The organism is Sphingomonas sp. PEI4, from assembly GCF_056679955.1.
The window spans coordinates 927,848-952,575 of sequence record NZ_CM155258.1 but is presented as its reverse complement, the minus strand read 5'-3'; the positions used below and the strand labels follow the sequence as shown (position 1 = coordinate 952,575).

23 protein-coding genes and 2 tRNA genes are annotated in these 24,728 nt (G+C 65.3%); 14 read left to right on the top strand and 11 right to left on the bottom strand.

The genetic code is table 11. The features are described 5' to 3' along the window. Positions 1-86: 86 nt before the first annotated feature. Positions 87-707 carry a peptidylprolyl isomerase gene (locus AC1MLZ_RS04110; protein ID WP_480960578.1) on the top strand — a complete coding sequence of 207 codons (621 nt, stop codon included), beginning with the start codon at positions 87-89 and terminating at the stop codon, positions 705-707. A gap of 243 nt (positions 708-950) precedes the next feature. Here AC1MLZ_RS04110 and AC1MLZ_RS04105 read toward each other — a convergent pair whose 3' ends face one another. Then, the gene (locus tag AC1MLZ_RS04105; RefSeq protein ID WP_480960577.1) at positions 951-1,835 is read right to left on the bottom strand and encodes a diacylglycerol/lipid kinase family protein; all 885 of its coding nucleotides are present in this window, start codon (positions 1,833-1,835) and stop codon (positions 951-953) included. A gap of 90 nt (positions 1,836-1,925) precedes the next feature. On the opposite strand from AC1MLZ_RS04105, the gene hemB reads away from it, so the two are divergent. Both hemB and AC1MLZ_RS04095 read left to right on the top strand, forming a co-directional pair. After that, a complete protein-coding gene (hemB, locus tag AC1MLZ_RS04100; RefSeq protein WP_480960576.1) occupies positions 1,926-2,930 on the top strand; it encodes a porphobilinogen synthase in 1,005 nt (334 codons plus the stop codon). Continuing rightward, positions 2,923-5,163: a fused MFS/spermidine synthase gene (locus AC1MLZ_RS04095; protein ID WP_480960575.1), complete on the top strand. Its 2,241-nt coding sequence runs from the start codon at positions 2,923-2,925 to the stop codon at positions 5,161-5,163. Before hemB ends, AC1MLZ_RS04095 begins: the two co-directional genes overlap by 8 nt. A gap of 42 nt (positions 5,164-5,205) precedes the next feature. Here the strand turns inward: AC1MLZ_RS04095 and AC1MLZ_RS04090 are convergent, their stop codons facing one another. Further along, the gene (locus AC1MLZ_RS04090) at positions 5,206-5,730 is read right to left on the bottom strand and encodes a hypothetical protein (RefSeq protein ID WP_480960574.1); all 525 of its coding nucleotides are present in this window, start codon (positions 5,728-5,730) and stop codon (positions 5,206-5,208) included. Between the two features lie 94 nt (positions 5,731-5,824). Here AC1MLZ_RS04090 and AC1MLZ_RS04085 point away from each other — a divergent pair. The 4 genes from AC1MLZ_RS04085 to AC1MLZ_RS04070 all read left to right on the top strand — a co-directional run bounded on the left by AC1MLZ_RS04085 (position 5,825) and on the right by AC1MLZ_RS04070 (position 7,935). Next, positions 5,825-5,901, top strand: a tRNA-Arg gene (locus AC1MLZ_RS04085). Between the two features lie 52 nt (positions 5,902-5,953). Next, positions 5,954-6,030: transfer RNA gene (locus tag AC1MLZ_RS04080), tRNA-Arg, on the top strand. A 106-nt stretch (positions 6,031-6,136) separates the two neighbouring features. Further along, positions 6,137-6,928: an AlbA family DNA-binding domain-containing protein gene (locus AC1MLZ_RS04075; protein ID WP_480960573.1), complete on the top strand. Its 792-nt coding sequence runs from the start codon at positions 6,137-6,139 to the stop codon at positions 6,926-6,928. A 44-nt stretch (positions 6,929-6,972) separates the two neighbouring features. Then, a complete protein-coding gene (locus AC1MLZ_RS04070) occupies positions 6,973-7,935 on the top strand; it encodes an alpha/beta fold hydrolase (RefSeq protein WP_480960572.1) in 963 nt (320 codons plus the stop codon). A 254-nt stretch (positions 7,936-8,189) separates the two neighbouring features. Here AC1MLZ_RS04070 and AC1MLZ_RS04065 read toward each other — a convergent pair whose 3' ends face one another. From AC1MLZ_RS04065 to yaaA, 4 genes are all read right to left on the bottom strand, one after another. Then, positions 8,190-8,540, bottom strand: a complete 351-nt coding sequence (locus tag AC1MLZ_RS04065) for a DUF952 domain-containing protein (protein WP_480960571.1) — start codon at positions 8,538-8,540, stop codon at positions 8,190-8,192. After that, the gene (gyrA, locus tag AC1MLZ_RS04060; protein WP_480960570.1) at positions 8,537-11,302 is read right to left on the bottom strand and encodes a DNA gyrase subunit A; all 2,766 of its coding nucleotides are present in this window, start codon (positions 11,300-11,302) and stop codon (positions 8,537-8,539) included. Before gyrA ends, AC1MLZ_RS04065 begins: the two co-directional genes overlap by 4 nt. Positions 11,303-11,598: 296 nt before the next feature. Further along, the gene (locus tag AC1MLZ_RS04055) at positions 11,599-12,285 is read right to left on the bottom strand and encodes an SDR family NAD(P)-dependent oxidoreductase (protein ID WP_480960569.1); all 687 of its coding nucleotides are present in this window, start codon (positions 12,283-12,285) and stop codon (positions 11,599-11,601) included. Continuing rightward, positions 12,282-13,031 (bottom strand): peroxide stress protein YaaA, encoded by a 750-nt coding sequence (gene yaaA, locus AC1MLZ_RS04050; protein ID WP_480960568.1) that lies wholly within the window; start codon positions 13,029-13,031, stop codon positions 12,282-12,284. The genes AC1MLZ_RS04055 and yaaA overlap by 4 nt, the downstream gene beginning before the upstream one ends. A 163-nt stretch (positions 13,032-13,194) precedes the next feature. On the opposite strand from yaaA, the gene AC1MLZ_RS04045 reads away from it, so the two are divergent. Continuing rightward, positions 13,195-14,487: a hypothetical protein gene (locus tag AC1MLZ_RS04045; protein ID WP_480960567.1), complete on the top strand. Its 1,293-nt coding sequence runs from the start codon at positions 13,195-13,197 to the stop codon at positions 14,485-14,487. A gap of 119 nt (positions 14,488-14,606) precedes the next feature. On the opposite strand, the gene AC1MLZ_RS04040 is transcribed toward AC1MLZ_RS04045, so the two are convergent. Then, entirely contained in the window at positions 14,607-15,074 is a 468-nt protein-coding gene (locus tag AC1MLZ_RS04040; RefSeq protein ID WP_055880606.1) for an Lrp/AsnC family transcriptional regulator, read from the bottom strand. 167 nt (positions 15,075-15,241) lie between these two features. On the opposite strand from AC1MLZ_RS04040, the gene AC1MLZ_RS04035 reads away from it, so the two are divergent. Further along, entirely contained in the window at positions 15,242-17,164 is a 1,923-nt protein-coding gene (locus AC1MLZ_RS04035) for a histidine kinase dimerization/phospho-acceptor domain-containing protein (protein ID WP_480960566.1), read from the top strand. Further along, positions 17,161-18,156, top strand: a complete 996-nt coding sequence (locus AC1MLZ_RS04030; protein WP_480960565.1) for a polysaccharide deacetylase family protein — start codon at positions 17,161-17,163, stop codon at positions 18,154-18,156. The genes AC1MLZ_RS04035 and AC1MLZ_RS04030 overlap by 4 nt, the downstream gene beginning before the upstream one ends. Positions 18,157-18,356: 200 nt before the next feature. Here the strand turns inward: AC1MLZ_RS04030 and rpsI are convergent, their stop codons facing one another. The 3 genes from rpsI to AC1MLZ_RS04015 form a co-directional block, all read right to left on the bottom strand. Beyond that, the gene (rpsI, locus tag AC1MLZ_RS04025) at positions 18,357-18,914 is read right to left on the bottom strand and encodes a 30S ribosomal protein S9 (RefSeq protein ID WP_480960564.1); all 558 of its coding nucleotides are present in this window, start codon (positions 18,912-18,914) and stop codon (positions 18,357-18,359) included. Then, on the bottom strand, positions 18,914-19,393 hold the full coding sequence (gene rplM, locus AC1MLZ_RS04020; protein WP_060524218.1) for a 50S ribosomal protein L13: 480 nt from the start codon (positions 19,391-19,393) through the stop codon (positions 18,914-18,916). The genes rpsI and rplM overlap by 1 nt, the downstream gene beginning before the upstream one ends. Before the next feature lie 124 nt (positions 19,394-19,517). Beyond that, positions 19,518-20,570: a COX15/CtaA family protein gene (locus AC1MLZ_RS04015; protein WP_480960563.1), complete on the bottom strand. Its 1,053-nt coding sequence runs from the start codon at positions 20,568-20,570 to the stop codon at positions 19,518-19,520. Positions 20,571-20,869: 299 nt separating this feature from the next. Here AC1MLZ_RS04015 and AC1MLZ_RS04010 point away from each other — a divergent pair, with 299 nt between their 5' ends. Then, positions 20,870-21,253, top strand: coding sequence for a MerC domain-containing protein (locus AC1MLZ_RS04010; RefSeq protein WP_480960562.1), 384 nt, complete (start codon positions 20,870-20,872; stop codon positions 21,251-21,253). A gap of 55 nt (positions 21,254-21,308) precedes the next feature. Beyond that, on the top strand, positions 21,309-21,776 hold the full coding sequence (locus tag AC1MLZ_RS04005; protein ID WP_480960561.1) for a Fur family transcriptional regulator: 468 nt from the start codon (positions 21,309-21,311) through the stop codon (positions 21,774-21,776). Between the two features lie 125 nt (positions 21,777-21,901). On the opposite strand, the gene AC1MLZ_RS04000 is transcribed toward AC1MLZ_RS04005, so the two are convergent. After that, on the bottom strand, positions 21,902-22,432 hold the full coding sequence (locus AC1MLZ_RS04000) for a GNAT family N-acetyltransferase (RefSeq protein WP_480960560.1): 531 nt from the start codon (positions 22,430-22,432) through the stop codon (positions 21,902-21,904). Between the two features lie 92 nt (positions 22,433-22,524). Between AC1MLZ_RS04000 and dxs the strand changes: the two genes are divergently transcribed. Together dxs and AC1MLZ_RS03990 are read left to right on the top strand one after the other, a co-directional pair. Next, positions 22,525-24,447 (top strand): 1-deoxy-D-xylulose-5-phosphate synthase, encoded by a 1,923-nt coding sequence (gene dxs, locus AC1MLZ_RS03995; protein ID WP_480960559.1) that lies wholly within the window; start codon positions 22,525-22,527, stop codon positions 24,445-24,447. Then, a complete protein-coding gene (locus AC1MLZ_RS03990) occupies positions 24,444-24,611 on the top strand; it encodes a hypothetical protein (protein ID WP_156362292.1) in 168 nt (55 codons plus the stop codon). Before dxs ends, AC1MLZ_RS03990 begins: the two co-directional genes overlap by 4 nt. The last annotated feature ends 117 nt before the right edge of the window (positions 24,612-24,728 follow it).

Genomic DNA, 24,728 nt, shown 5'->3' with positions numbered 1-24,728 from the left:
GCAAAACTTTGCTGCGCGCAATATCGTCGTGCGCCCGCTGACAGGGAGCCGGCTGACAGCGGGTAGATGACGCGGTAGCGTGGTGGATGATTTCAAGATTCGTCACGTTCGCTCTTGCCGTTCTCGGCGCCGTTTCCGTCTCGGCACAGGAGGCTCCGCCTGTGCCGTCGCCTGTTGCTCCGGCGACCGTCTCGATCGTGATGACGACGAGCGAGGGGCCGATCACGCTGGCGCTGGAGAAGGATCGCGCGCCGCTGACGACGGCGAATTTCCTGCGCTATGTCGATGAGAAGCGGCTCGACGGAGTGACGTTTTACCGGGCGATGAAGTTGGGCGCGGACGCCGGGTTGATCCAGGGCGGGCCGCAGGGCGATGCGAAGCGTCTCCTGCCGCCGGTGAAGCATGAGCCGACCAGCCAGACCGGGTTGTCGCATGTCGACGCGACGATCTCGCTGGCGCGGTTCGCGCCGGGGAGTGCGACGGCGGACTTCTTCATCACGGTCGGGCCGGTGCTGTCGCTCGATGCCAACCCGGCGGGGAGTGGGGATACGGCGGGGTTCGCCGCGTTCGGGCATGTCGTGGAGGGGATGGACGTGGTGAAGCGCATCCTTGCTGCGCCGACGTCGCCGACTGCTGGGATTGGGGTGATGAAGGGGCAGATGATTGCGGCGCCGGTTAAGGTACTCACCGTTCGTAGGGTTAAGTAACGGCACCTCATTCCACCCCGGCGGAGGCCGGGGCCCAATTGGAGAGGTTGGAGTAACGGCGCGCGGCGCTCAGTTAGCAACGTTCCCCAATTGGGCCCCGGCCTCCGCCGGGGTGGCGCAGGAATACCGATGTGATCCCTCTACCAAATTGTTTCCCCGCGAAGGCGGGGACCCAGTCTGGGCTCCCGCCTTCGCGGGAGAACAAGGGGGCGGGAGGTGCCGCCAGTTGCGGTCTCCCGCCCCTCAGGCCGGTGCCATCACCCGAATGATCCCCGCCGCGACCTTCGCCGTCACCGGGGTCTTCGCCAGCACTTCCCCGTCGATCGAGATCGGCAACGGCGGGATCGTGTTGATCTTCAGGCTCTTCCCCCGAAAATCACGCACCTTCTCATGCCGCGACTCAAGCCGGAACACGCTGGAGACCCAGTTCTGCACCAGCCGCCGCTTCACGTGGCCCATCACCGCCTGCACCACGATCTCGCCCGAATCGACCGCCGCGGCATCCACCAGTTCGGTGCCGCCATGATACGGCCCGTTCGAGATCCGCACCTCGACGACGCGGATCTTCACGGCGGTCGGGCCTTCGCCGACGATCAGCGTGAACGGCCGGAAGCGGAGATATTGATACGCCGCCCAGCTGAGATAGCCGACCTTGCCCAGCACTTTTTTCAGCCCGTGGGGCACGGTGGCGGCGATCTTCGGGCTGATGCCCATCGCAGCGCAGTTCGCGAAATAATCACCGTCGATCATGCCGAGATCGATCCGGCGCGGCTTGCCGGTGCGGATCACCTCGACCGCGCCTTCGATGTTGAGCGGGATGCCGAGCGTGCGCGCGAAACTGTTGGCGGTGCCGAGCGGCAGCACGCCGAGGATCACGTCGTGCCCGACCATCAGGTCGACCAGCCCGCTGACCGTCCCATCCCCGCCGCCGAGGATCAGCAGGTCGGGCTTCTTTGCGAGTGCCCGCAGCACGGTCGCCTCGAGGTCCTTCGGATCCTCGACCGCGTGCGCGTCGACCTCGTAGGGCAGCCCCGACATCGCCGCGCAGGCGCGCTTGAACAGCTTTTGCCCTTTACGCGACTTGGCGTTGACGACGAGCGCAGCGGAGGTGATCGTATCGTTCTGCATAGGGCCCTCAACGCACGGAATGCGGTTTCGCACCCGTAACGCTCTTGCGTAAAGCTTGATCCGCCCGCGGTCATCCCGCAAAGCCCGCGCATGACCGCAAGCTATCCCGCGCTTCGCCTCCGTCGCACCCGTGCCTCTGCCTGGAGCCGCCGCCTCCATGCTGAGACCGTGCTGACGCCCGCCGACCTGATCTGGCCGCTGTTTGTTGCAGAAGGGCCCAGTTCTGGCGGCATCATCGAGCAACCGATCGCCAGCCTGCCGGGCGTGTCGCGCTGGTCGGTCGACGGGATCGTCGCGCGTGGCCGCGAGGCGCGCGACCTTGGAATTCCCTGCATCGCGCTGTTCCCGTACACGCAGCCCGAGCGTCGCACAGAGGACGGTCGCGAGGCGCTCAACCCCGATAATCTGATGTGCCAGGCGATCCGCGCGCTGAAGGATGCGGTGCCCGAAATCGGCGTGCTGACCGACGTCGCGCTCGATCCGTATACGAGCCACGGGCATGACGGGCTGGTCGACGCCGCGGGCTATGTCGTCAACGACACGACCGCCGAGATGCTCGTCGCGCAGGCGTTGAACCAAGCGAACGCGGGCGCCGACATCATCGCGCCGTCCGACATGATGGACGGCCGCATCGGCATGATCCGCAGCGCGCTCGAGGCGGAGTCGCATCATAACGTCCAGATCATGTCCTACGCGGCAAAGTACGCCAGCGCGTTCTACGGCCCGTTCCGCGACGCGGTCGGCTCGCGCGGGCTGCTGAAGGGCGACAAGAAGACGTACCAGATGGACAACGCCAACGCCGAGGAAGCGCTGCGCGAGGTCGCGATGGACCTCGCGGAGGGCGCCGACACGGTGATGGTCAAGCCCGGCCTGCCGTATCTCGACATCATCGTCCGCGTCCGCCAGGCGTTCGAGGTTCCGGTGTTCGCTTACCAGGTGTCGGGCGAATATGCGATGATCGAGCACGCCGTCGCGGCGGGCGCGGCGGACCGCGACGTCATGGTGCTGGAGACGCTGATGTCGTTCAAGCGCGCTGGCTGCTCGGGCGTGCTGACCTATCACGCGGCGCATGCGGCGAAATTGCTGAATGGCTGACACTGTCGGCGCGGACGACAAGCCGCTGATGGCGCGCTGGTGCCGGACGATGTTCGTGGCGACGATCCTGACGGGGTCGTTCCTGCTGTTCCTCGTCCAGCCGATGGTGGCGCGGATGGCGTTGCCGCGGCTGGGGGGCGCGCCGGCGGTGTGGAACTCGGCGATGCTGGTGTACCAGGCGTTGCTGCTCGCGGGCTATGCGTATGCGCATTGGCTCGGGCGGGTCAGGCCGCGTGCGCAGGCGGCGATTCACCTTGGCGTGCTGATCGTCGCGGCGCTTTGGTTGCCGATCGGGTTGATCGCGATGGATCTGCCAGCGGACGCGCTACCCGCCTTGTGGGTGCCGTGGCTGCTCGGGCTGTCGATCGGGCCGTTGTTCTTCGCGGTCTCCGCACAGGCGCCGCTGATCCAGCGGTGGTTCAGCGACGCGAGCGGCGGCGGTGATCCCTATGCGTTGTATGCGGCGTCAAATCTCGGCAGTTTCGCGGGGCTGATCGCTTATCCGCTGCTGGTCGAGCCGCTGATGGCGGTGCACGGGCAGAGCTTGCTGTGGAGCGGCGGGTATCTGCTGCTGATCGTGCTGGTGCTCGCCTGTGCCACGCGATTGCCGAAGACCGCGGCGGTCGATCATGTCGCGGCGACCAGTGCGCCGCCGGGCGCCAGGCGGATCGCACACTGGATCGCGCTGGCGCTCGTGCCGTCGGGGATGATGCTGGCGACCTCCACGTATATCACTACCGATATCGTCGCGATGCCGCTGCTGTGGGTAATCCCGCTCGGGCTGTACCTGCTGAGCTTCAGCGTGGCGTTCGCGAACGATCGTTGGCTTGCCGACCTGCTGACGCGGATCGCGCCTATCACGATCCTGCTGTTCGGCGGGATCATCATGGGCGGGGTCAACGAACGCCCGTTCTTCAGCGCGGGGATCGCGCTGGTGCTGCTGTTCATGATCTCGGTCGCGCTCCACACTGCGTTGTACCGCAAGCGACCGGCGCCCGATCGGTTGACCGGGTTCTACCTCGCGATGTCGGCTGGCGGCGCGCTCGGGGGCGTGTTCGCCGCGCTGGTGGCGCCGGTGGTGTTCGACTGGACGTATGAATATCCGCTGCTGATCCTCGCGGCAGGCGCGCTGGTGCCGCAAGTCTATCTGTTCGGCCGGTTCCGCGCGCTGTGGATGGGCAAGGGGCCGGCGAAACATGCCGCTCTGCTCGCGATCGTCGTCGCGTTGGTCGTCCTTACCGGATTGCGGATCACCAATCCCGCCGGCGTATTCGGTGAGAGCCGGCAGGGCCTCGTTTTCCTCGTAATTGCAGCGATCGGGTTCGTCGCGATCGGGGCGCGGCGGCCGTACATGGTCGTGCTGGCGGGCGCGCTCGTGCTGTTCGGCGGGTATCGCTCGCTCGAGTTCTCGCTCGATCCGGGTGCGCGGGTGCGCAGCTATTTCGGCGTTTATACCGTGCGCAACACGCCGGGCCCGAATGGCGGCGTACGCGAACTCGATCACGGGACGACGGTGCACGGCATCCAGTTGCGCGGTTCAGCCGAGCGTGAGCGGACGCCGACGACCTATTACGCGGCCGGATCCGGCGTGGGGCAGGCGATGCGAGCCGCGCCCGCGCTGTACGGCCCGCAGGCGCGGATCGGCGTGGTTGGGCTCGGGACGGGGACGCTCGCCTGCTACGCTCGGCAGGGGCAGCGCTGGCGGTTCTACGAGATCGATCCGGCGGTAGTGCGCATCGCGCGCGATACTGGGCAGTTCACCTATCTGTCGCGGTGCCTGCCCAAGTCGGAGATCCGGATGGGCGATGCGCGGATCGCGCTGGCACAGGATATGCCAGACAGCCTCGATTTGCTCGCGCTTGACGCGTTCTCGTCGGATTCGGTGCCGATGCACCTGATGACGCGCGAGGCGTTCGCGACCTATGGCCGGGTGCTGTCGCCGCGCGGCGTGTTGCTGGTGCATATCTCCAATCGGTTCATCGATATGGAGCCGGTGATCGCGGCGGCGGCGCGTGAAGGCGGGTGGACCGCGATCGAGCTGAAATACCGTCCGTCGAGCTTGCTGGTCGATCGCGCAACGGCATCGGATTGGGTGGCGTTGTCGCGTGACCCGCGTGCGATTGCCGCGTTGCGTTCGGGCGATACCGAGTGGGCGCCGCTGGTGCCGCGAAGGGGCTTCACTGCGTGGACCGACGATTATTCGACGATCCTGCCGTTGCTGAAGGGGTTCTAGCCTCTCGATCCGCCCCCGCCAGGGGGAGGGATCGTAAGCGAATCAGGCGTCCGGCAGGCTTGCCTGGATGCGTGCTATCGTGGCGCCCTGGCGATCGTTCTCGGCCTGTGCCTTCTCGCGGATTTCGGCCAGCGCGGGGTAATCGGCTTGCAGCTTGGCGGCGCGATCGGTGGCGCGCTGCTCGATATCCGTCACCAGCGCGGACGATTGCGCGCGCCAGTCGTCGAGCCCGGCCAGTGCGGTCTGTGCCGCGAGCCACGCGTCGCTGCCGACCGCGGCGCCGCGTGCGGTTCGCGCGAGTGCCTCAGCCTTGGCCGCGTCGCGCGTGAAGCCGGTCGCGATCGCATCAAGCTTGCCCGAGATCGTCCGGATATCCGCATCGAGCGCCGGATCGGGCGTCGCGACCGGCGTCTTCACCTCCGGCTCTGCAAATCCAAGCTTCTCGACCGGGCGCAGACCGAGCGACGGATAGGCGGAGGTATCCTTGCTGCACGCCGTCACCGCGAGCAGGGCGAAAAGCGACAGCGAGCGGAGCGACTGCGATCGGGAAGAAGGGGCGAGTTTCATGCCCGCCGCTCTATGCGTCCGCGCCGCTCGACACAACTTTATCGCGGCAAACCCTTGCGCCCCCGAAAATGCCTGCTATCAGCGCCCCTCCAGTGCACCCATAGCTCAGCTGGATAGAGCATCAGACTACGAATCTGAGGGTCGGGCGTTCGAATCGCTCTGGGTGCACCAGGATTTTTTTCCGCTTTATAGCGGCGCTGCTGAGCCATCATGGCAAGGCGATGCACCCATAGCTCAGCTGGATAGAGCATCAGACTACGAATCTGAGGGTCGGGCGTTCGAATCGCTCTGGGTGCACCATTCTTCCGACGAAAATATCTTCTGTTTCGTAAACGGGTATCATCGAACTGCAAATCGCGCGTTCAATCGCCTATGGTCCTTTTCAACATCGAAAGGGGAGCGAGAGATGGCTGTCAGTGAACGCGGTTTGAAAGAGACCTTCGCCACTTTTTTCGAGGACCCATCTCGAGATAGCTTTCGCGACTTGATGAAGGATCACGTCGGCGAGACTCGGAACCTAGATTTCAAGGCGGACTGGCCGAAGCATGGCCAGTTAGCAAAGCACGTACTTGCAATGGCTAACAGCGGCGGCGGGTGCATCGTCGTTGGGGTAGCCGAACGCGACGATAAAACGGTCGATGCTACCGGCCTTCAAACATTGCACGACAAGGCTGACATCAGCAATGCTTTAAAGACTCGTCTTCCGGCGGTGCTGGGCGATCATGTCAGTGTCCTGGATTTTGCCTACGAAACATCGGACTATGCGGCTTTAGCAGGCAAGCGTTTTCAGGTCGTATTCATCACGCCTGACTTGGATCATGCTCCCTTCGTTTCGGATCGCGAGGGAGAGGGCCTTCGAGCCGGAGCGATATACGTTCGACGCGAAGGAGTAACTGAAGAAGCAAGCTACGCCGAAATTCAACGTCTGATCAACATACGCTTGGCCTCCGGAAATTCCACCGCAGCAGAAATGGAGATCAAGCAGCATCTTGATCAACTTGAAGCTTTATATGCGCGAGTGCCCCGGACGATCGGAGTATCCACTAGCATCGCTCAGACGTTGTTAAATCTCAACAGGATGTGGACCGGTGTGCGGGATGGTCCAAATCCCGTGTATCCAAGCGAGGATATGCAGGCGTTCGTAATCAAAATGATCGCCGCAAAGAAATTACGCATCGAACGAGAACTCGATTTGTGAGCACGCGTTGCGACGGGGGTTACCTTTACGCAAAGGAGATAGCGATGAGGCGGACAGGCAAGGGATTGATAGGTGGGGCATTGCTGGCGGCGGTATCGGGGATCGGGCTGTCGCTCTATTCGAGCCGCGTCGCGCGGCGGGCCGAGGAGCTGGTGCCAGCCGAGGGGCGCTTCCTGGACGTTGCGGGCGCGCGGCTTCATTATATCGACGTCGGTGGTGGCCAGAACGGGGGGCCGACGATCGTCATGGTCCACGGCCTCGCCGGGCAGTTGCGCAACTTCAGCTATGCGCTCGTCGATCTGCTCAAGGACGAGTACCGCGTGATCGTCGTCGACCGGCCGGGATCGGGTTATTCAGTCGCGATCGGCGCCAAGACGCCGGGGATCATCGCGCAGGCGGCGATCATCGCCGACTTCATCCAGAAGCTCGGGCTCGATCGGCCGTTGCTGGTGGGGCATTCGCTGGGCGGTGCGCTCAGTCTCGCGGTCGGGCTCGACCATCCGCATCTGGTCCGCGCCCTCGCGCTGATCGCGCCGCTGACGCAGCCGCTGGAGCAGGTTCCGGAGAGTTTCCGCGGGCTGGCGCGAATCCCGTCGGGCGCGCGTCTGGCGTTCGCGCAGGTGCTTGGTACGCCACTGAGCCGACTGACTGCGAAGAAGACGCTTGAGGGCGTGTTTGCGCCCGAGGCGGTGCCGGAGGATTTCGTGACGCGCGGTGGCGGTGCGCTGTCGGCGCGGCCGATCGCGATCGCGGCGGCGGCGGCGGATCTTGCCGGGGCGAACGACGATGTCGCGGCGATGGTCGGGCGGTATGCGGAGATCGGCGTGCCGGTGCGGATCCTGTTCGGGCGGCAGGATGCGATTCTCGATCCGGCCTGGAATGGGCACCGGACTGCGGCGGTTATTCCGGGGGCGAAGATCGATACCATCGAGGGGGGGCATATGATCCCGATCACCGCACCTGAGGCGTGTGCGCGGTTCGTGCGGGCTGCGTTTGCGGCTGGGTAAATTACTCGCGGAGACCAAGCAGCTTATTCACCCCGGCGGAGGCCGGGGCCCAATTGGAAAGGTCGATGTAATTGGGGACGGTGCTCCGTTAGCTACCGTGCCCAGTTGGGCCCCGGCCTTCGCCGGGGTGGTGTTAGATGATCGGCATCGAGGCGGTGTTAATCGAACGCCATCCCCGCTTCCTTGTTCTCCCGCGAAGGCGGGAGCCCAGTCTGGACTCCCGCCTTCGCGGGAGAACAAGCTTGAGGCCAGGTTCAGCCCGCGACGGGTAGCTTCACCTTGCCCTCGTCGTCGCGCTCCAGGGAACCGTAAGACAGCACGACCTCCAGCAGCAGCGGCCCACCATAGATGTGCGGGAACAACTGCCCGCCACGCGACTCTTCCCACTTCACATCGTCGCCGAGCGCTTCGAGGTCGATCGCCGCCACGTGCAGGTCCGACTGGCCGGCGAAATGCTTGTCGACCGTTTCCGTCAGCTGCGCGGCGGTTGAGAGGTGGATATAACCGTCGGCCAAATCCACCGGCGCACCGGCAAAGCTCCCGCTTTCCAGGGTCGCGAGCTGCTCCCCCGTCAGCACCTTATACGCGATCGAATCGCGGCTCATTCGCCGTCCTCCGGTCCTGCGGCGGTATCCTCGCCGATCGTCGCGCCGGTATCCGGAGCGACCTCTGGCACGGCGTCCGCCAGGTTGATCTCGGCGTCTTCCTCGGTTTCCTCGATCCGCGCGGCCGAGACGACATGCTCGCCCTTCGCCACATCGAACAGCTTCACGCCGGCCGAGTTGCGGCTGATCACGCGGAGCGACGCCAGCGTCGTGCGGATCAGTTTCGCCTGGTTGGTGACCAGCATCAACTGGTGGCCCTTCGCCGCGGCGAAGCTCGCCACCACCGGACCGTTGCGCGCGATGTTGTCGATGTTGGTGATGCCCTGGCCACCGCGACCGGTACGACGATAATCATAGGCGCTCGACAGCTTGCCATAACCGTTCTGGCAGACCGTCAGGATGAACTGCTCGCGGTCCTTCAGGTCGTTGTACCGCTCAAGCCCCAGATCATGCTCGCCCTCGCGCTCGCCCTTCCAAGGCGCGAACTTGAGGTACGTCTCGCGCTCATCGGGTGTCGCGCCGACGCGGTGCAGGACCGACAGCGAGATGACCTCGTCGTCGCCCTTCAGCGTAACGCCACGCACACCGGTCGACGTCCGGCTCTGGAACTCGCGAACGTCGTCGCCGGCGAAGCGGATCGCCTTGCCGCACTTGGTCGCGAGCAGCACGTCGTCATGCTCGCTGAGCAGCGCGACGCCGATCAGCTTGTCCTCGGACCCTTCCTCGAAGCGCATGGCGATCTTGCCGTTGGACGGCACGTTGGTGAACGCATCCATCGCGTTGCGGCGTACGAGGCCGCGCTGCGTCGCGAACATCACGTGCAGGCGACTCCATTCGCTGAGGTCCTCTGGCAGCGGGAGCACGGTCGAGATCGTCTCGCCCGGCGCCAGCGGCAACAGGTTGATCATCGGGCGACCGCGTGTGGCTGGGCCACCCTCGGGCAGGCGCCAGACCTTGTAGCGATAGACCTTGCCGAGGTTCGAGAAGAACAGCACCGGGGTGTGCGTCGAGGTGACGAACAGCTCGGTGACGACGTCCTCGTCCTTCGTCGACATTCCCGCGCGACCCTTGCCGCCACGCGCCTGCGCGCGGAACGTGTCGAGGCTGGTGCGCTTGATATAGCCCTGCATGGTCACGGTGACGACCATGTCCTCGCGCTCGATCAGGTCCTCGTCGTCGATGCCGTTGGCCGCGGCGGCGATCTCGGAGCGGCGCGGCGTGGCGAATTCGTCGCGGATCGCGATCAGCTCGCCGCGCATCACTTCGTACAGCTTCGCACGATCACCGAGGATGTGGAGCAGCTCGCCGATCGTCGCCGCCAATGCCTTCAGCTCGTCGCCGATCTCGTCGCGGCCCAGCAGCGTGAGACGGTGCAGGCGGAGATCGAGGATCGCGCGGACCTGCGGCTCGGACAGCTTGTAGATGCCCTCCTGCTGCTTGTCCTCGACCGCCTCGACCAGTGCGATGTACGGCGCGATCTCCTCGACCGGCCATTCGCGCGCGAGCAGCTTGCCGCGTGCTTCGGCCGGGCTCGACGAACCGCGGATGATGCGGACGACCTCGTCGAGGTTGGTGACCGCGATGACGAGGCCGAGCAACAGATGCGCGCGCTCGCGGGCCTTCGCCAGTTCGAACTTCGAGCGGCGGGTGATGACCTGCTCGCGGAACGTGATGAACGCGCCGATGATGTCGCGCAGGTTCAGCAGCTCGGGGCGGCCGCCGCGGATCGCCAGCATGTTGGCGGGGAAGCTCGACTGCGCCGGCGTGTGCCGCCAGAGCTGGTTGAGCACCACGTCGGGGGTCGCGTCACGCTTCAGGTCGATGACGATGCGCACGCCCATCCGGCTCGATTCGTCGCGAATGTCGCTGACGCCTTCGATGCGCTTGTCCTTGGCGGCTTCGGCGATCTTCTCGACCAGGCCGTTCTTGCCGGTCTGGAACGGGATTTCGGTCAGCACGATCGAGCGACGATCGCCCTTGCCCTCCTCGACGATGTGACGCGAGCGGACGATGATCGAACCGCGGCCGGTTTCGTACGCCGACTTGGCGCCCGCACGGCCGAGGATGATCGCACCGGTCGGGAAGTCGGGACCGGGGACGATCTCGAACAGTTCCTCGGTCGTGATCGCGCCATTGTCCATGTAGGCGAGGCACGCGTCGATCACTTCGCCGAGATTGTGCGGCGGAATGTTGGTCGCCATGCCGACCGCGATGCCGCCCGCGCCGTTGACCAGCAGGTTCGGATAGCGTGCCGGCAGCACGGTAGGCTCGCGCTCGGAGCCGTCATAGTTGGCGACGAAGTCGACCGTATCCTTGTCGAGATCGCCGAGCAGCGCGTTCGCCACCTTGCCGAGACGCGCCTCGGTGTAGCGCATTGCCGCGGGTGGATCGGGATCCATCGAGCCGAAGTTGCCCTGACCGTCGATCAGCGGCACGCGCATCGACCAGTCCTGCGTCATGCGGGCCAACGCATCGTAGATCGAGCTGTCGCCGTGCGGATGGTATTTACCCATCACGTCACCGACGATGCGCGCGGACTTGCGGTACGGCTTGCCGGCGACGAAGCCGCTTTCGTGCGCGCCGTACAGGATGCGGCGGTGGACGGGCTTCAGGCCGTCGCGGACGTCGGGCAGCGCGCGCGCGACGATGACGCTCATCGCATAGTCGAGATAGCTCGACTTCATCTCGTCGACGATGGAGATCGTGGCGATGCCGGCGGGCTCGCCGCCCTGGGGTTCGGCGAGTATGGTCTCGTCGGTCAAATCTGAACGCTTTCGGCTTGTATCGGTATGATGACACACCTTAGCCGAGGGGCAGGCGCCTTACCACCCCCGCGCACGCGTACGCACGCGAGGGGCGGGGGTTTCCATGGTTATTTGCGGGCGGTGCGTGGATCGGACATACTTCGTCATGCCGGGCTCGTTCCGGCATCCACGGTTCCGCGATCGCGAAGGCTTAAAATGTGCGGAACGGTGGACCCCGGAACAAGTCCGGGGTGACGGATGAGATGTAGATTACCTGCACTTCCGTCCTCCTGCGTTCGCAGGGGATAGACACCTTACGGCGTAACTTCGACACCGTCCCACGCGAACAGCTTGCCGCTATCGGGCGCGCGCAGGCCGTCGATCACGTCGAGCAGCTGCACCGCCGCGCGGTCGGCTTTGAAGAGGTTGCCGGGGGTGACGTTGCCCTGGAACGGCCGCGACAGGCCGGTGTCGACGGTGCCGGGATGCAGGCCCACCACGATGCCGCTCGAATTGCGCCGCTTGTCCTCGATCGAAATCGTCTTCACCAGCTGGTTCAGCGCCGCCTTCGACGCGCGATAGCCGTACCAGCCGCCGAGCTTGTTATCGCCGATGCTACCAACCCGCGCCGAGAGCACCGCGAACACGATCCGCCCCGCCTTGGGCATCGTCGGCAGGAAGTGTTTCGCCACCAGCGCCGGCCCGATCGCGTTGATGGCGAAGTTACGCGCCATCCACACCGGATCGAGCTCGCGCATCGCCTTCTCGGGCCCGTGCTCGCCCTCGTGCAGCAACCCGGTCGCGACGATCACCAACGTCGGCGACCCGACGCGCAAAGCCGCCGCGGCAATGCTCGCCTCGTCCTCCAGATCGAGATGCCGATCGCCGCTCTCCGACCGCGCGAACCCGTAGACCCTATCGAATGCACCCTCTTCGATCAGCGCCTCTTCCAGCGCCTTGCCGATCCCGCCAGAGGTGCCGATGACGACCGCGCTGCTCACTTGCGCACGAACCGGAACTGCGCGTCGCTGCTGCCCGCCGCGTCATACGCATAGCCGTCGCTGTCGAACCCCTTGATCCCCTCGACCGTGTCGACCCGGTGCTCGACCAGCCACCGCGCGACCATCCCGCGGGCCTTCTTCGCATGGAAGCTGACGAACTTCTGCGCCTCGCCCTCGCGGAAATCGATCGCGACGACGCGGATAAACTTTGGCAGCCTGCCGTCCGCCGCCGCCCAATATTCCTGGCTGGCAAGGTTCAGGATCATCCCCGATCCCTCCGCCTCGACGTCCTCGGCGAGCAGCTTGGCGATCCGGTCGCCCCACCAATCCGTCAGCTTCGTCTTCCGCGGCGCCCAGCGCGTGCCCATTTCCAGCCGGTAGGGCCGCATCAGGTCGAGCGGCCGCAGCAGGCCGTACAGTCCCGACAGCATCCGCACATGATCCTGCGCATAATCCACCGCCGCCTCGTCGAGCGTCTTCGCCTCCAGCCCGGTATAGACGTCGCCGGCAAACGCGAACATCGCCGGCCGCTCGGGCAGCGTGTCGAAATCGCGAAACCGGTCCGCGTTCAGCTTCGCCAGCGCGGGCGAGATGTGCATCAGTTCCGACAGCTTCTTCTGCGTCAGGTGTGCGGCGGCATGCGCCAGCGTTTTCGCCTCGTCAGCAAACCGCGGCGCGGTCGGGTCGAGCTTGGGCAGCGCGCTCTCGTAATCGAGCGTCTTGGCGGGCGATAGGACAGCGATCATGCGCGCGATCTAGCGGCGTCGGGGGGCACGTTCAATCAACGTTCACGCGCAATATTACATCCGCGGGATCCAAGCCGCTCGCTTGAACGTATGCATGACGGATCATATAGCGGCGTCGCGCGCCACTTACGTAAGCGGGCCGACGCAGAGGGAGAGTTTCCGCATGAAGACCATTTCCAAGCTTGCACTGGTTGCGGCATTCGCCACTGGCGTAAGCAGCATGGCGCTCACCACGCCCGCCTTCGCCAAGGACAAGAAGGCCGATGCGGCGCCAGCGATGAAGCTGAGCCCCGAAGTGCAGAAGCCCGGGATCGCCGCGCAGACCGCACTGACCGCCAAGGATTACGCTGGCGCGCAGACCGCGATCGACCAGATCGATGTCGCCGCCAAGACCGATTACGAGAAGTATATCGGTGCGGCGCTGCGGTATCAGCTCGAGACCGAGAAGATCGTCGCTGCCCAGACTGCCAACCCGAACGCGCCGGTTAACGAGACGACGCTCGCCAAGCCGCTCGACGCGCTGATCGCCAACGCGGCGACGCCGGCCGCCGATCGAGGCCGCTACGCCTATCGTCGCGGTGCGCTCGCGTTCAACGGCAAGCAGTATCCGGTCGCGCTGCAGTATTTCGCGAAGGCAAAGGAATTCGGCTATACCGATCCGAACCTGCCGCTGCAGATCGTCAAGGCGAAGATGGATAGCGGCGACGTCGCCGGCGGCACCGCCGATCTCGACGCCGCAATCGCGCAGATGACGTCGTCGGGCCAGAAGGCTCCGGAAGAATACTATCGCTACGCCGTCGCCAAATCGTACGCGGCGAAGCGCAACGCCGATACGATGGCGTGGCTGAAGAAGTGGGTCACTGCCTATCCGTCGGCGAAGAACTGGCGTGATACGCTGGTACTTTCGGGCATCCAGCAGAACGCGCTGATCACGCTCGACGAGACGCAGAAGATCGACATTTTCCGCCTGATGCGTGCGACCAACTCGCTCGCCGACCAGACCGACTATCTGCAGTACGCCGATAGCGTGAACCGTCGTGGCCTGCCGAGCGAAGCGCAGGCCGTGATCAAGGAAGGTATGGCGCAGGGCAAGATCCCGGCATCGAACGGAATGGCCAAGAGCCTGCTGGCGGACGCGACGAAGAACATCGCCGCCGACGGTCCGCTTGCAGGCCTCGAAAAGCGTGCGGCGACCGCAGCCAACGGCAAGCTCGCCGCTGGTACGGCCGACGCGTATCTCGGTCAGAACAACTATGCCAAGGCGGTCGAATTGTACCGTCTGGCGTTGACCAAGGGCGGTGTCGATGCGGACGACGTCAACCTGCATCTCGGCATCGCGCTGGCGCGCTCGGGCGACAAGGCCGGCGCTGCAACGGCGTTCTCGGCGGTCAAGACTGCACCGAAGGCGGATGTTGCCGGTCTGTGGACGACCTGGGCTGCCGCACCGGCTGCATAAGCCATCGAAGCCTGGACTTGCGGAAACGGGGCGGCAGCGATGCCGCCCCGTTTTCGTTTGGGTCTATGGATCCCCGCCTGCGCGGGGATGACGAATATTGTGGGTCGTCGGCGCCCCGCCTAGTCCACTACCACCGGTATTCCCGACAGCGCCTTGGCCGTCCGGATCGTCAGCGACGTCTTCACGCTGGCCACGTTCGGTGCCGGCGTCAGATGCGTCGTCAGGATTTCCTGAAAGCTCTTCAGGTCGGCCGCGACTATCTTCAGGATGAAGTCGATTTCGCCGTTGAGCATGTGACATTCCCGGATTTCTGGAATGTCGGCGATGTGATGCTCGAACGCGGCAAGGTCGTGCTCTGCCTGGCTGCGCAGCGATACCATCGCGAACACCGTGATCGGGAAGCCCAGCCGGCTCGCGTCGAGATCCGCATGATAGCCACGGATCGCACCGGCCTCCTCGAGCGCGCGGACGCGGCGGAGGCAGGGCGGTGCGGTAAGGCCCACCTGGTCGGCCAGGTCGACGTTGGTCATGCGACCGTCGGCCTGCAACAGCGACAGGATCTGCCGATCGATCCGGTCAAAACTCATTTCACGCAACTCCTGATAGGCATCGCAAACCGAGCGATTCATTCCTCATAGCGATAAGATTGTTGCGGCGAAACGCAATTGTCCCACAATGCGACGAAGCTGGTTGCCTACCAAAATGGGTTGTTCCTTCGCATGGCCGCGCGCGTTAAGGAATCGGTACGGAGAGCGTGCTAGGCCCGCTGAAGCCGGGGAACGATGTGCGGTTCGACGATAGCCTGAAGACGATCCTTGCCGCCGACATGGCCACCGATTTCGGTGCGCAATCGGCATGGCGGCAGTTGGTCGACCTGATGGGACGCGGCCGTGCCGTGGTCGACGAGCCCGCGATCGCGCGGTTGCGGTTGCTTCGCCAGGCCGTTCCGGTCGATGTTCGTGCCGCCAGCGCCCGGGCGCTCGCCTTTGCCAAACCCGATGCGCGACTGGTCGGCTTCTTCGCCGAGGACGTTCTCGCGATCGCCGCGCCGGTGTTGCGGACGGCCACGCTGGCGACCGACGAATGGCTGGCACTTCTCCCGCGGCTGACCCCAGCTGGCCGGTCCGTCCTGCGTCATCGCCGCGATCTGTCGGCTGGGGTTCAGCGAGGATTGCAGAGCTTCGGTTCGACCGACTTCGTTCTACCCAGGCCCGATGCCGATATCGACGAGGCCGCGGTATCGTCGGAGCCGATCGTCGACGTGACGATCGCAGGCGATGTGATCGAGCCGTCCGCCGCCGAGCGTATCGTCGCTGAAATGCTGGCTACCGATACGGCACCCGAACTCGCTATTGCCGAGACGACTGACGCCGAACCAGTCCCGTCCGCTGTCGTTTTGCCGAGTGCACCGCTCAGCGAGACGCCGTTCATGGCACTGGGTGCAGTCGCACGCGGCCTGCCGTTCGTGGCCGAAGCGCTGCGCCATGCCAAGCTGGCGGAGACCGAACCGCCGGCCCCTGCGCCGGTGGATGCCGCCCCCGCGGACCGTTTCGAGATCTCGGACCTGGTCGCGCGAATCGAGGCCTTCAACCGCGACCGTACCGTCGAAGATGCGATGCCCCCGGCGACGCCAGCCGAGATCGAGAGCTTCCGGTACGAAACCGATGCACGCGGGATCATCCGCATGGTCGACGGCGTCGCGCGGTCCGCGCTGATCGGCGTGTCGCTCGCGCATGCGGCCAAGCAGGGCGAGGCGCAGCTCGACGGCGTTGCAGCGGGGGCGTTCCGGCGCCGGTCGCGGTTCGGCGATGCCCGGCTCGAAGTCGGCGGTTTGTCCGATGCGTTCGGATCGTGGCGCGTGTCCGGCGTACCGGCGTTCGATCATGATTCGGGGCGCTTCACCGGCTTTCGCGGTACCGCCCGCCGCCCGCGTCGCGACGAGATCGCGGAACCGGCGCGTGCCGGCACCTCGCCGATATCCGATTCGCTGCGCCAGCTCGTTCATGAGTTGCGCACACCGACCAATGCGATCGCGGGGTTTGCCGAACTGATCGAGACGCAGTTGCTCGGCCCCGTCTCGCCGACCTATCGTGACCGTGCGACCACGATCCGCGCGCAGGCAGGCGATCTGCTCGCCGCGATCGACGATCTCGACACCGCAGCGCGGATCGAAGGCCATGCTCTCGATCTGCGGCCGACGATGGTATCGGTCCGCCCGATGCTGGACCGGGTGATGCTGGACCTGCAACCACTCGCCACCTTGCGCGGTGCGAGCCTCGCGCTCGCGATGCCGGCGGGCGACTGCGATGTTCTCGGTGATGACCGCGCGGTCGAACGATTGATCGGTCGCCTGCTCGCCGCGCTCGTATCGGCGAGCCGGCAGGGCGAACGGCTCGGGCTGGTCGTGCGGCCGGTCGGGGATACCGTGACGATCGAATTCGACCGCCCCGCAGCGCTTGCCGCGCATGCTACCGACGTCCTGCTCAGCATCGATGCCGAGCAGGGCGGTGACGGCGACGGCGCCCCTCTGCTCGGTACCGGCTTTGCGCTTCGTCTCGCGCAGAACCTCGCGGTCGAGTTGGGCGGCGCGCTGACGATCGGCCCGGATCGCCTCACGCTTCAGCTTCCCGCGGCGCACGCCCGCGCGGTGGAGCGGACCGCCGACGAAAACCGGTGATCGCCGACCGCGCGTGTCGACCGCCGCGGCCTGAGCCTTCGCAACGCGTGGCGTGGCCGGACGATTTCGGTACGCGCTTCACCGTCTTCGTCGACGTCGAGGAAGAGTTCGACTGGCGCGCGCCACTGGACACGCGCAACCGCGCGACGACCGCGATGGCGGCCTTTCCCGACGCACATGAACGCTTCGCCGGGCGCGGCGTCGCTTTGGCCTGCATGGTAGACCACCCGATCGCTACCGACCCGGCCGCGGTCGCGATCCTGAAGCGGGTCGTCGAGGATGGGCGATCCGAGATCGGCACGCAGCTGCACGCCTGGGTCAATCCACCGTTCGAGGAGGATGCGACGCCGGAGGCGAGCTACGCCGGTAACCTCCCGCGCGCGCTGGAAGCCGCCAAACTCGACACGCTGACCAAGACGATAACGGCCGCGTTCGGCAGCGCGCCACGCGCGTATCGCGCTGGCCGCTACGGCATTGGTCCACGGACTTTCTCGTTACTCGCTGAGCTTGGCTACCGGATCGATAGCTCGATCCGACCCGGCTATGATTACCGCGCGGATGGCGGCCCCGATTTCACGAGGGCCGACGCACATGCGTACCGTCAGGGAGATATCGTCGAACTGCCGCTGACTACTGTCTTCACCGGCTACGCACGGCAGGGCGGTCCGGGACTATATCGTGTGCTCGGACGTGTGCCGAAGGGCAGGGGACTGTTCGCGCGCGCTGGCCTTCTGTCACGGATCGCGTTGACCCCGGAGGACATGCCGATCGAAGCCGCGCTCGAAGCCGTCGCGGTTGCGGTCGGCGAGGGGCTTCGGTTGCTCAACTTCTCGTTCCACTCGCCCTCGCTAGCCCCCGGGCACACGCCCTATGTTCGCGATGCCGCCGATCTGAGGCGCTTCCATGCCTGGTGGACGGCGATGCTCGACGCGCTCGACCGCCGCGGAATCCGCAATGCCTCGTTGAGCGAGATCATCACCGCGCTAGAATAGGCGTTCGTCGTTCGCCGAACTTCCGTTCTCCTGCGCACGCAGGAGGCCAGGGTCAAGATCGGCGCATTCTGTTATCCTGGGCTCCTGCGTTCGCAGGAGAACGGGAGCTTGGCATCAGCGCGGTACACTCGCGCCCCAAAACCAGAAAGGGCGGCCCGTTGCCGGACCGCCCTTCTGATACGCAGATACTGAAAGCGAAATTAGCGCTTCGAGAACTGGAAGCTACGACGGGCCTTCGCCTTGCCGTACTTCTTGCGCTCGACGACGCGGCTATCGCGGGTCAGGAAGCCTGCCGACTTGACCGTTGCGCGCAGCACTGGCTCGAAGCGGGTCAGGGCCTGGCTGATGCCGTGCTTGACCGCGCCGGCCTGGCCCGAAAGGCCACCGCCCTTGACGGTGCAGACGACGTCGTACTGACCTTCGCGCTCGGTGATGCCGAACACCTGATTGATGACGAGACGCAGCGTCGGACGTGCGAAATACACTTCCTGGTCACGACCGTTGATCGTGATCTTGCCGGTACCGGGCTTGACCCAGACGCGTGCGACGGCGTCCTTACGACGGCCGGTCGCATAAGCGCGGCCCTGCTTGTCGAGGATCTGCTCGCGCAAAGGCATCGGCTCGCGGACGGGCTCGTTCGAGACCGGTGCTGCGATTTCGCCTTCGCTGGTCGGCAGAGCCTGCTCGGCAGGGGCAGCCGGCGCGGGCTGGTTGGTCAGGCTCGCGAGATCGGCGAGCGACTGGCGGTTGTCGGACATTATGCGCCCACCTTGTTCTTGCGGTTCATGCTGCCGATGTCGAGCACGGCAGGGTTCTGTGCCTCGTGCGGATGCTCGGTGCCCTTGAAGATACGCAGGTTGCGCATCTGCTCACGACCCAGCGGGCCGCGCGGGATCATGCGCTCTACAGCCTTTTCGAGAACGCGCTCCGGGAAGCGGCCGTCGAGGACCTTGGCAGCCGTGATGCCCTTGATGCCCCCGGCGTAACCGGTGTGCTTGTAATAGATCTTCTTCGCGGCCTTGTTGCCGGTGAAGCGGATCTTGTCGGCGTTGATCACGACGACGTTGTCACCGCAATCGACATGCGGGGTGAACGACACCTTGTGCTTGCCGCGCAGGACGTTGGCGATGATCGATGCGGCACGACCGACGACGAGACCTTCCGCGTCGACGATATGCCACTGCTTCTCCACCTCGGCCGGCTTTGCCGACTTGGTGGTCTTCATGAGCGCCTTCATGGGCGTTAGACCTTCCAGATTGAATGCAAGCGCACCAAGGGAAGATCCCGCAGCGCGAATGCCGGCTTAATGCTGAAAGGGGGGCTTCAAGTCAAGCTTTCCGCCGGTTTCCTGACGGGTATTATTATACCCGCTGCTTCAGGCGGGGTGCGCTGCCGACGGCATGAGCGGCAAACATGGCGGCGATCAGGAGGAGTGCCGCGTTGCCCTGGTGCGCGACCGCGACGTCGATCTGCACACCGGTCATCAGCGTGGCGATGCCAAGCATGATCTGCAGCGTGACGAGCCCGACGACGAAGAACCCCGCGCTGCTGCCGGTCTTGGTCGCCTTGATCGCCAGCCAGATCAGCCCGGCGGCGGCGGCGAACGCGAACCAGCGATGGATGAACTGGACGACGATCGGGTTGTCGACCGCGTTGCTCCAGGCGGGGTTCACCATCGGCACGTCGGCGGGGAACAGGCCGTCACCCATCAGCGGCCAGCTCGCAAACGCATAGCCCGCGTCAAGTCCTGCGGTAAACGCGCCATAGACGAGCTGCACGAACAGCAGCGCCAGCGCGAGAATCGCTACGGGTGCGAGGCGGGCAGGGGCGGCGAGCGGATTGCGGTGCAGCGCCATCAGGTCGAGTGCGGTCCAGACGATCCCGGCAAGGATCGTCAGCGCGGTCAGCAGATGCACGGCCAGACGGATGTGGCTGACGTCGGTCCGCACCGACAGGCCCGAGGCGACCATCCACCAGCCGATCGCACCCTGGAACGCGCCGAGTGCCAGCAGCGCCGACAAGCGCCAGCCATAGCCGACCGGGATCCGCTTGCGCACCGCGAACCAGATCAGCGGCGCCGCGAAGGCGAGGCCGATCAGTCGACCCCACAGCCGGTGTAGATATTCCCAGAAGAAGATCGCCTTGAACCCGGACACGGTCATGTCGGCGTTGAACGCGGCATATTCGGGGATGCGCTTGTAGGCGGCAAACTCGGCCTGCCACTGGGCGTCGTTGAGCGGCGGGATGATCCCGCTGATCGGCTTCCACTGCGTGATCGACAGCCCCGACTCGGTCAGCCGTGTGATCCCGCCGATGACGACCATCGCGACGATCAGCCCCGCGACCGTATACAGCCACAGGGCGACGGAGCGGGGACGGGCTCTGGTGAGAAAGGCGGCGCTAGGTTGAAGCATGGCCGCGTATTACTCCCCTGACGGGCGCGGCGCCATCGCTTCGTGCTGCGCCATTGCTTCATGTTGCTGGAGCCGATCGAGGGCCAAGACTCCAGTAGCCGCTGCACTCTACTTCATTGTTCTCCCGCGAAGGCGGGAGCCCAGACTGGGTCCCCGCCTTCGCGGGGAAACAAGGAGGATGGCGCGACGTTACATGGTCATGGTCTCGCGAGACGGCGACGAAAACCCACACCAGCACCCAAGAAAATTGGCAATGTAATGTTGTATCCTTTCAACCGCCCGTCTATATCCAACGAACGATGACGCCTTCGGCCAGCCATACCCACCGCTTCGCCGGTCTCGATCGCTATGCGATCGGGCTTTCCGGCCTGTGCATGGTGCACTGCCTCGCGACGTCGGTGCTGGTCGCGTTGATGTCGACCGCGAGCGGGTTCCTGCTCGATCCGATCTTCCACGAAGTCGGCCTGACGATCGCGATCGGTCTCGGTGCGCTCGCGCTTGGTCGCGGCGTGCTTAATCACGGCTATATGATGCCCGCCGCGATGGGCGCGCTCGGGCTCGGCATCATGGCGGGCGCGATGACGCTGCCGCACGACAGCGGCGGCGGCGAGACCTTGTGGACGATCGTCGGCGTCGGCCTGCTCGCGTTCGGCCACGATCTCAACCGGCGCGCTGCCACGTGACTCGGGAGATCTGAGCGGGTTGCTGGAACCCTTCCGGCATCCTACTTCATCCAGCATGGCGCACGCTCACAATCATACCGAACCGCAAGGCGCCGATCTCACCGTCGCAGCGCAGACGACGCTCGAAAAGGCTGGCGAGCAATGGACGTCGATGCGCGCGAGCGTGTTCGCTGCACTCGCAAGTTTTGATAAACCCGCCTCCGCCTACGATATTGCGGAAGCCGTTTCGAAATCCGAAGGCCGCCGGGTCGCCGCGAACAGCGTGTATCGCATCCTCGACCTGTTCGTCGGCGCGAACCTCGCGCGGCGGGTCGAGAGCGCCAACGCCTATGTCGCCAACGCGCACCCTGATTGCCTCCACGACTGCATCTTCCTGGTCTGCGACTCGTGCGGCCAGACCACGCATCTCGACAACGACACGATTACCAAGGGCGTCCGCAGTGCGGCGGAGGCGGCAGGCTTCTCCCCGGTCCGCCCGGTGATCGAAGTTCGCGGTCGTTGCGCGGAGTGCGAAGTAAAGTAGCCTCCTTCCCTCCGTCATGCCGGGCTCGTTCCGGCATCCACCGTTCCGCACACTCGATAGACGTAATTTTGCGGCACCGTGCCCCCGGAACAGGTCCGGGGTGACGGGACGTGTGGGGTAAGGTTCTACCCCAGATCCTTCCCCATCCGGATCATCGGCACAGGGACAAGCCCTGGCGTCTCGATCCGCTCGATCGGCATATACCCGCACGCCCGGTAGAGCGGTTCCCCCGCCAGCGTTGCCATCATTTCCGCCCGAGCAAACCCGGCCTCACGCGCTGCGGTCTCGCAAACCGACAACACCAGCCGCCCGACACCCCGCCGCGTAAAATCCGGATCGGTATACATCGCGCGGATCCGCGCCGCATCGCGCGTCGGGTCCAGCAACGCCGCATCGCGCAACGCCGTGCTGTGATCGCCACCATACAGCGTCGCTCGCCGACTCCATCCACCACATCCCGCCAGCCGCCCGTCCAGCTCCACCAGCAGATACGTTCCGTCCGCGATCAGTTGCGTGTCGAGTCCCATCACTGCGCGGCTTGCCTCGACCTGCGCCGGCGTCAGGAAGTCCCTCTGCAACGCGCCGATCGCGCGTGCCATCAGCGCGGCGATCGCCGGGATATCTGCCTCATCGGCAACGCGGTGTGTAAAGTTCATAATTGTGCACTTTCCGAGCGATTTCAGTGCGAATGCTACGCCATGACACGGTAACAATCGACACGATACGCGCGCTGCATTAAGCCCGTGTGATGGCCGACCTTCCTTCGACACCGCTGCTCGACACCGTTTCGACGCCCGCCGACCTCCGCAAGCTGCGCCCGGACCAGCTCCGCCAACTTGCTGACGAACTGCGTACCGAGACGATTTCCGCGGTCGGCACCACCGGCGGCCATCTCGGTTCGGGCCTCGGCGTGGTCGAGTTGACCACCGCGATCCACTATGTCTTCGACACGCCGCGCGACCGACTGGTGTGGGATGTCGGTCACCAATGCTATCCGCACAAGATCCTGACCGGGCGCCGCGATCGGATTCGCACGCTGCGGCAGGGCGGGGGCCTCAGCGGATTCACCAAGCGTAGCGAGAGCGAATACGACCCGTTCGGTGCTGCGCATTCCTCGACCTCGATCTCGGCCGCGCTCGGCTTTGCCGTCGCCAACAAGATCGCGGGCACCCCCGGCAAGGGGATCGCCGTGATCGGCGACGGGGCGATGTCGGCGGGCATGGCGTATGAGGCGATGAACAACGCCGCGCAGGCGGGCAACCGCCTCGTCGTGATCCTCAACGACAACGACATGTCGATCGCGCCCCCAGTGGGCGGATTGTCGGCATATCTCAGTCGGATCGTGTCGAGCCGCGAGTTTCTCGGCTTCCGCGATCTGGCGCGCAAGCTCGCCAGGCGGCTGCCACGGCCAATCGCCAGCGGCATGCGCAAAACCGACGAATTCGCGCGCGGGATGACGATGGGCGGCACGCTGTTCGAGGAACTCGGCTTCTATTATGTCGGCCCGATCGACGGCCATAACCTCGAACACCTGATCCCCGTGCTCGAGAATGTCCGCGATGCCGAGGAAGGTCCGATTCTCGTCCACGTCGTCACCAAGAAGGGCAAGGGCTACGCCCCCGCCGAGGCCGCCGCGGACAAGTATCACGGCGTCCAGAAGTTCGACGTGATCTCCGGCGTGCAGACCAAGGCGCCCCCTGGCCCGCCGCAATACCAGAACGTCTTCGGCGCGCAGCTCGTCGCCGAGGCTGCGAAGGACCCGCGGATCTGCGCGATTACGGCGGCAATGCCGTCGGGCACCGGGCTCGACGCGTTCGCCAAGGCCTATCCCGACCGGTTCTTCGACGTCGGCATCGCCGAACAGCACGGCGTGACCTTCGCGGCCGGTCTCGCCGCGCAGGGGATGCGGCCGTTCTGCGCGATCTATTCGACGTTCCTCCAGCGCGCGTACGATCAGGTCGTGCACGACGTCGCGATCCAGAACCTGCCGGTCCGTTTCGCGATCGACCGCGCGGGCCTGGTCGGTGCGGACGGCGCGACTCATGCCGGGTCGTTCGACGTTACCTATCTGGCAACGCTGCCGAACTTCGTCGTGATGGCGGCGGCGGACGAGGCCGAACTCGTCCACATGACGCACACGGCGGCGCAGTACGACACCGGGCCGATCGCAGTGCGATACCCGCGCGGCAACGGCACCGGCGTCGCGCTCCCGGAGACTCCGCAACTGCTGGAGATCGGCAAGGGCCGTGTCGTGCGTGAGGGCAAGACCGTCGCGATCCTGTCGCTCGGCACGCGTCTCGAGGAAGCGCTCAAGGCTGCCGAGGTCCTCGAAGCCAAGGGCCTGAGCACCACGGTCGCCGATCTTCGCTTCGCCAAGCCGCTCGACGTCGACCTGATCCGCAAGCTGCTCACCACGCACGAGGTCGCGGTGACGATCGAGGAGAATTCGGTCGGCGGCTTCGGCGCCCACGTGCTGACGATGGCGTCGGACGAGGGGCTCATCGACGGCGGTCTCAAGCTGCGTACGTTGCGTTTGCCCGACGTGTACCAAGATCAGGACAAGCCTGAAGTCCAATATGCCGAAGCCGGTCTCGATGCGACTGCGCTGGTCGACACCGTCCTCAAGGCGCTCCGCCACAATTCGGGCGGGGTTGCCGAAGCGCGGGCATGACCGGACCGACCAAGGGCCTCGTGATCATCGTTCTGGCGGTGATCGTGATGGTGTCGTTGAACATCGCGATGTGGCGGCGGATGCGGGGTGGGCTGGCTGCGGCGAAGGCCGAGCAGGCGGCGAATCCCGAGCTGTTCGATGAGGACGGTTCGCGGATTTCGTAAATTGCCAGGCCTACACACCACCCCGGCGAAGGCCGGGGCCCAGTTGGAAAGGTCGCAGTAACTGGGAATTGCGCTCCGTTAGCGACGTTTTCCAACTGGGCCCCGGCCTTCGCCGGG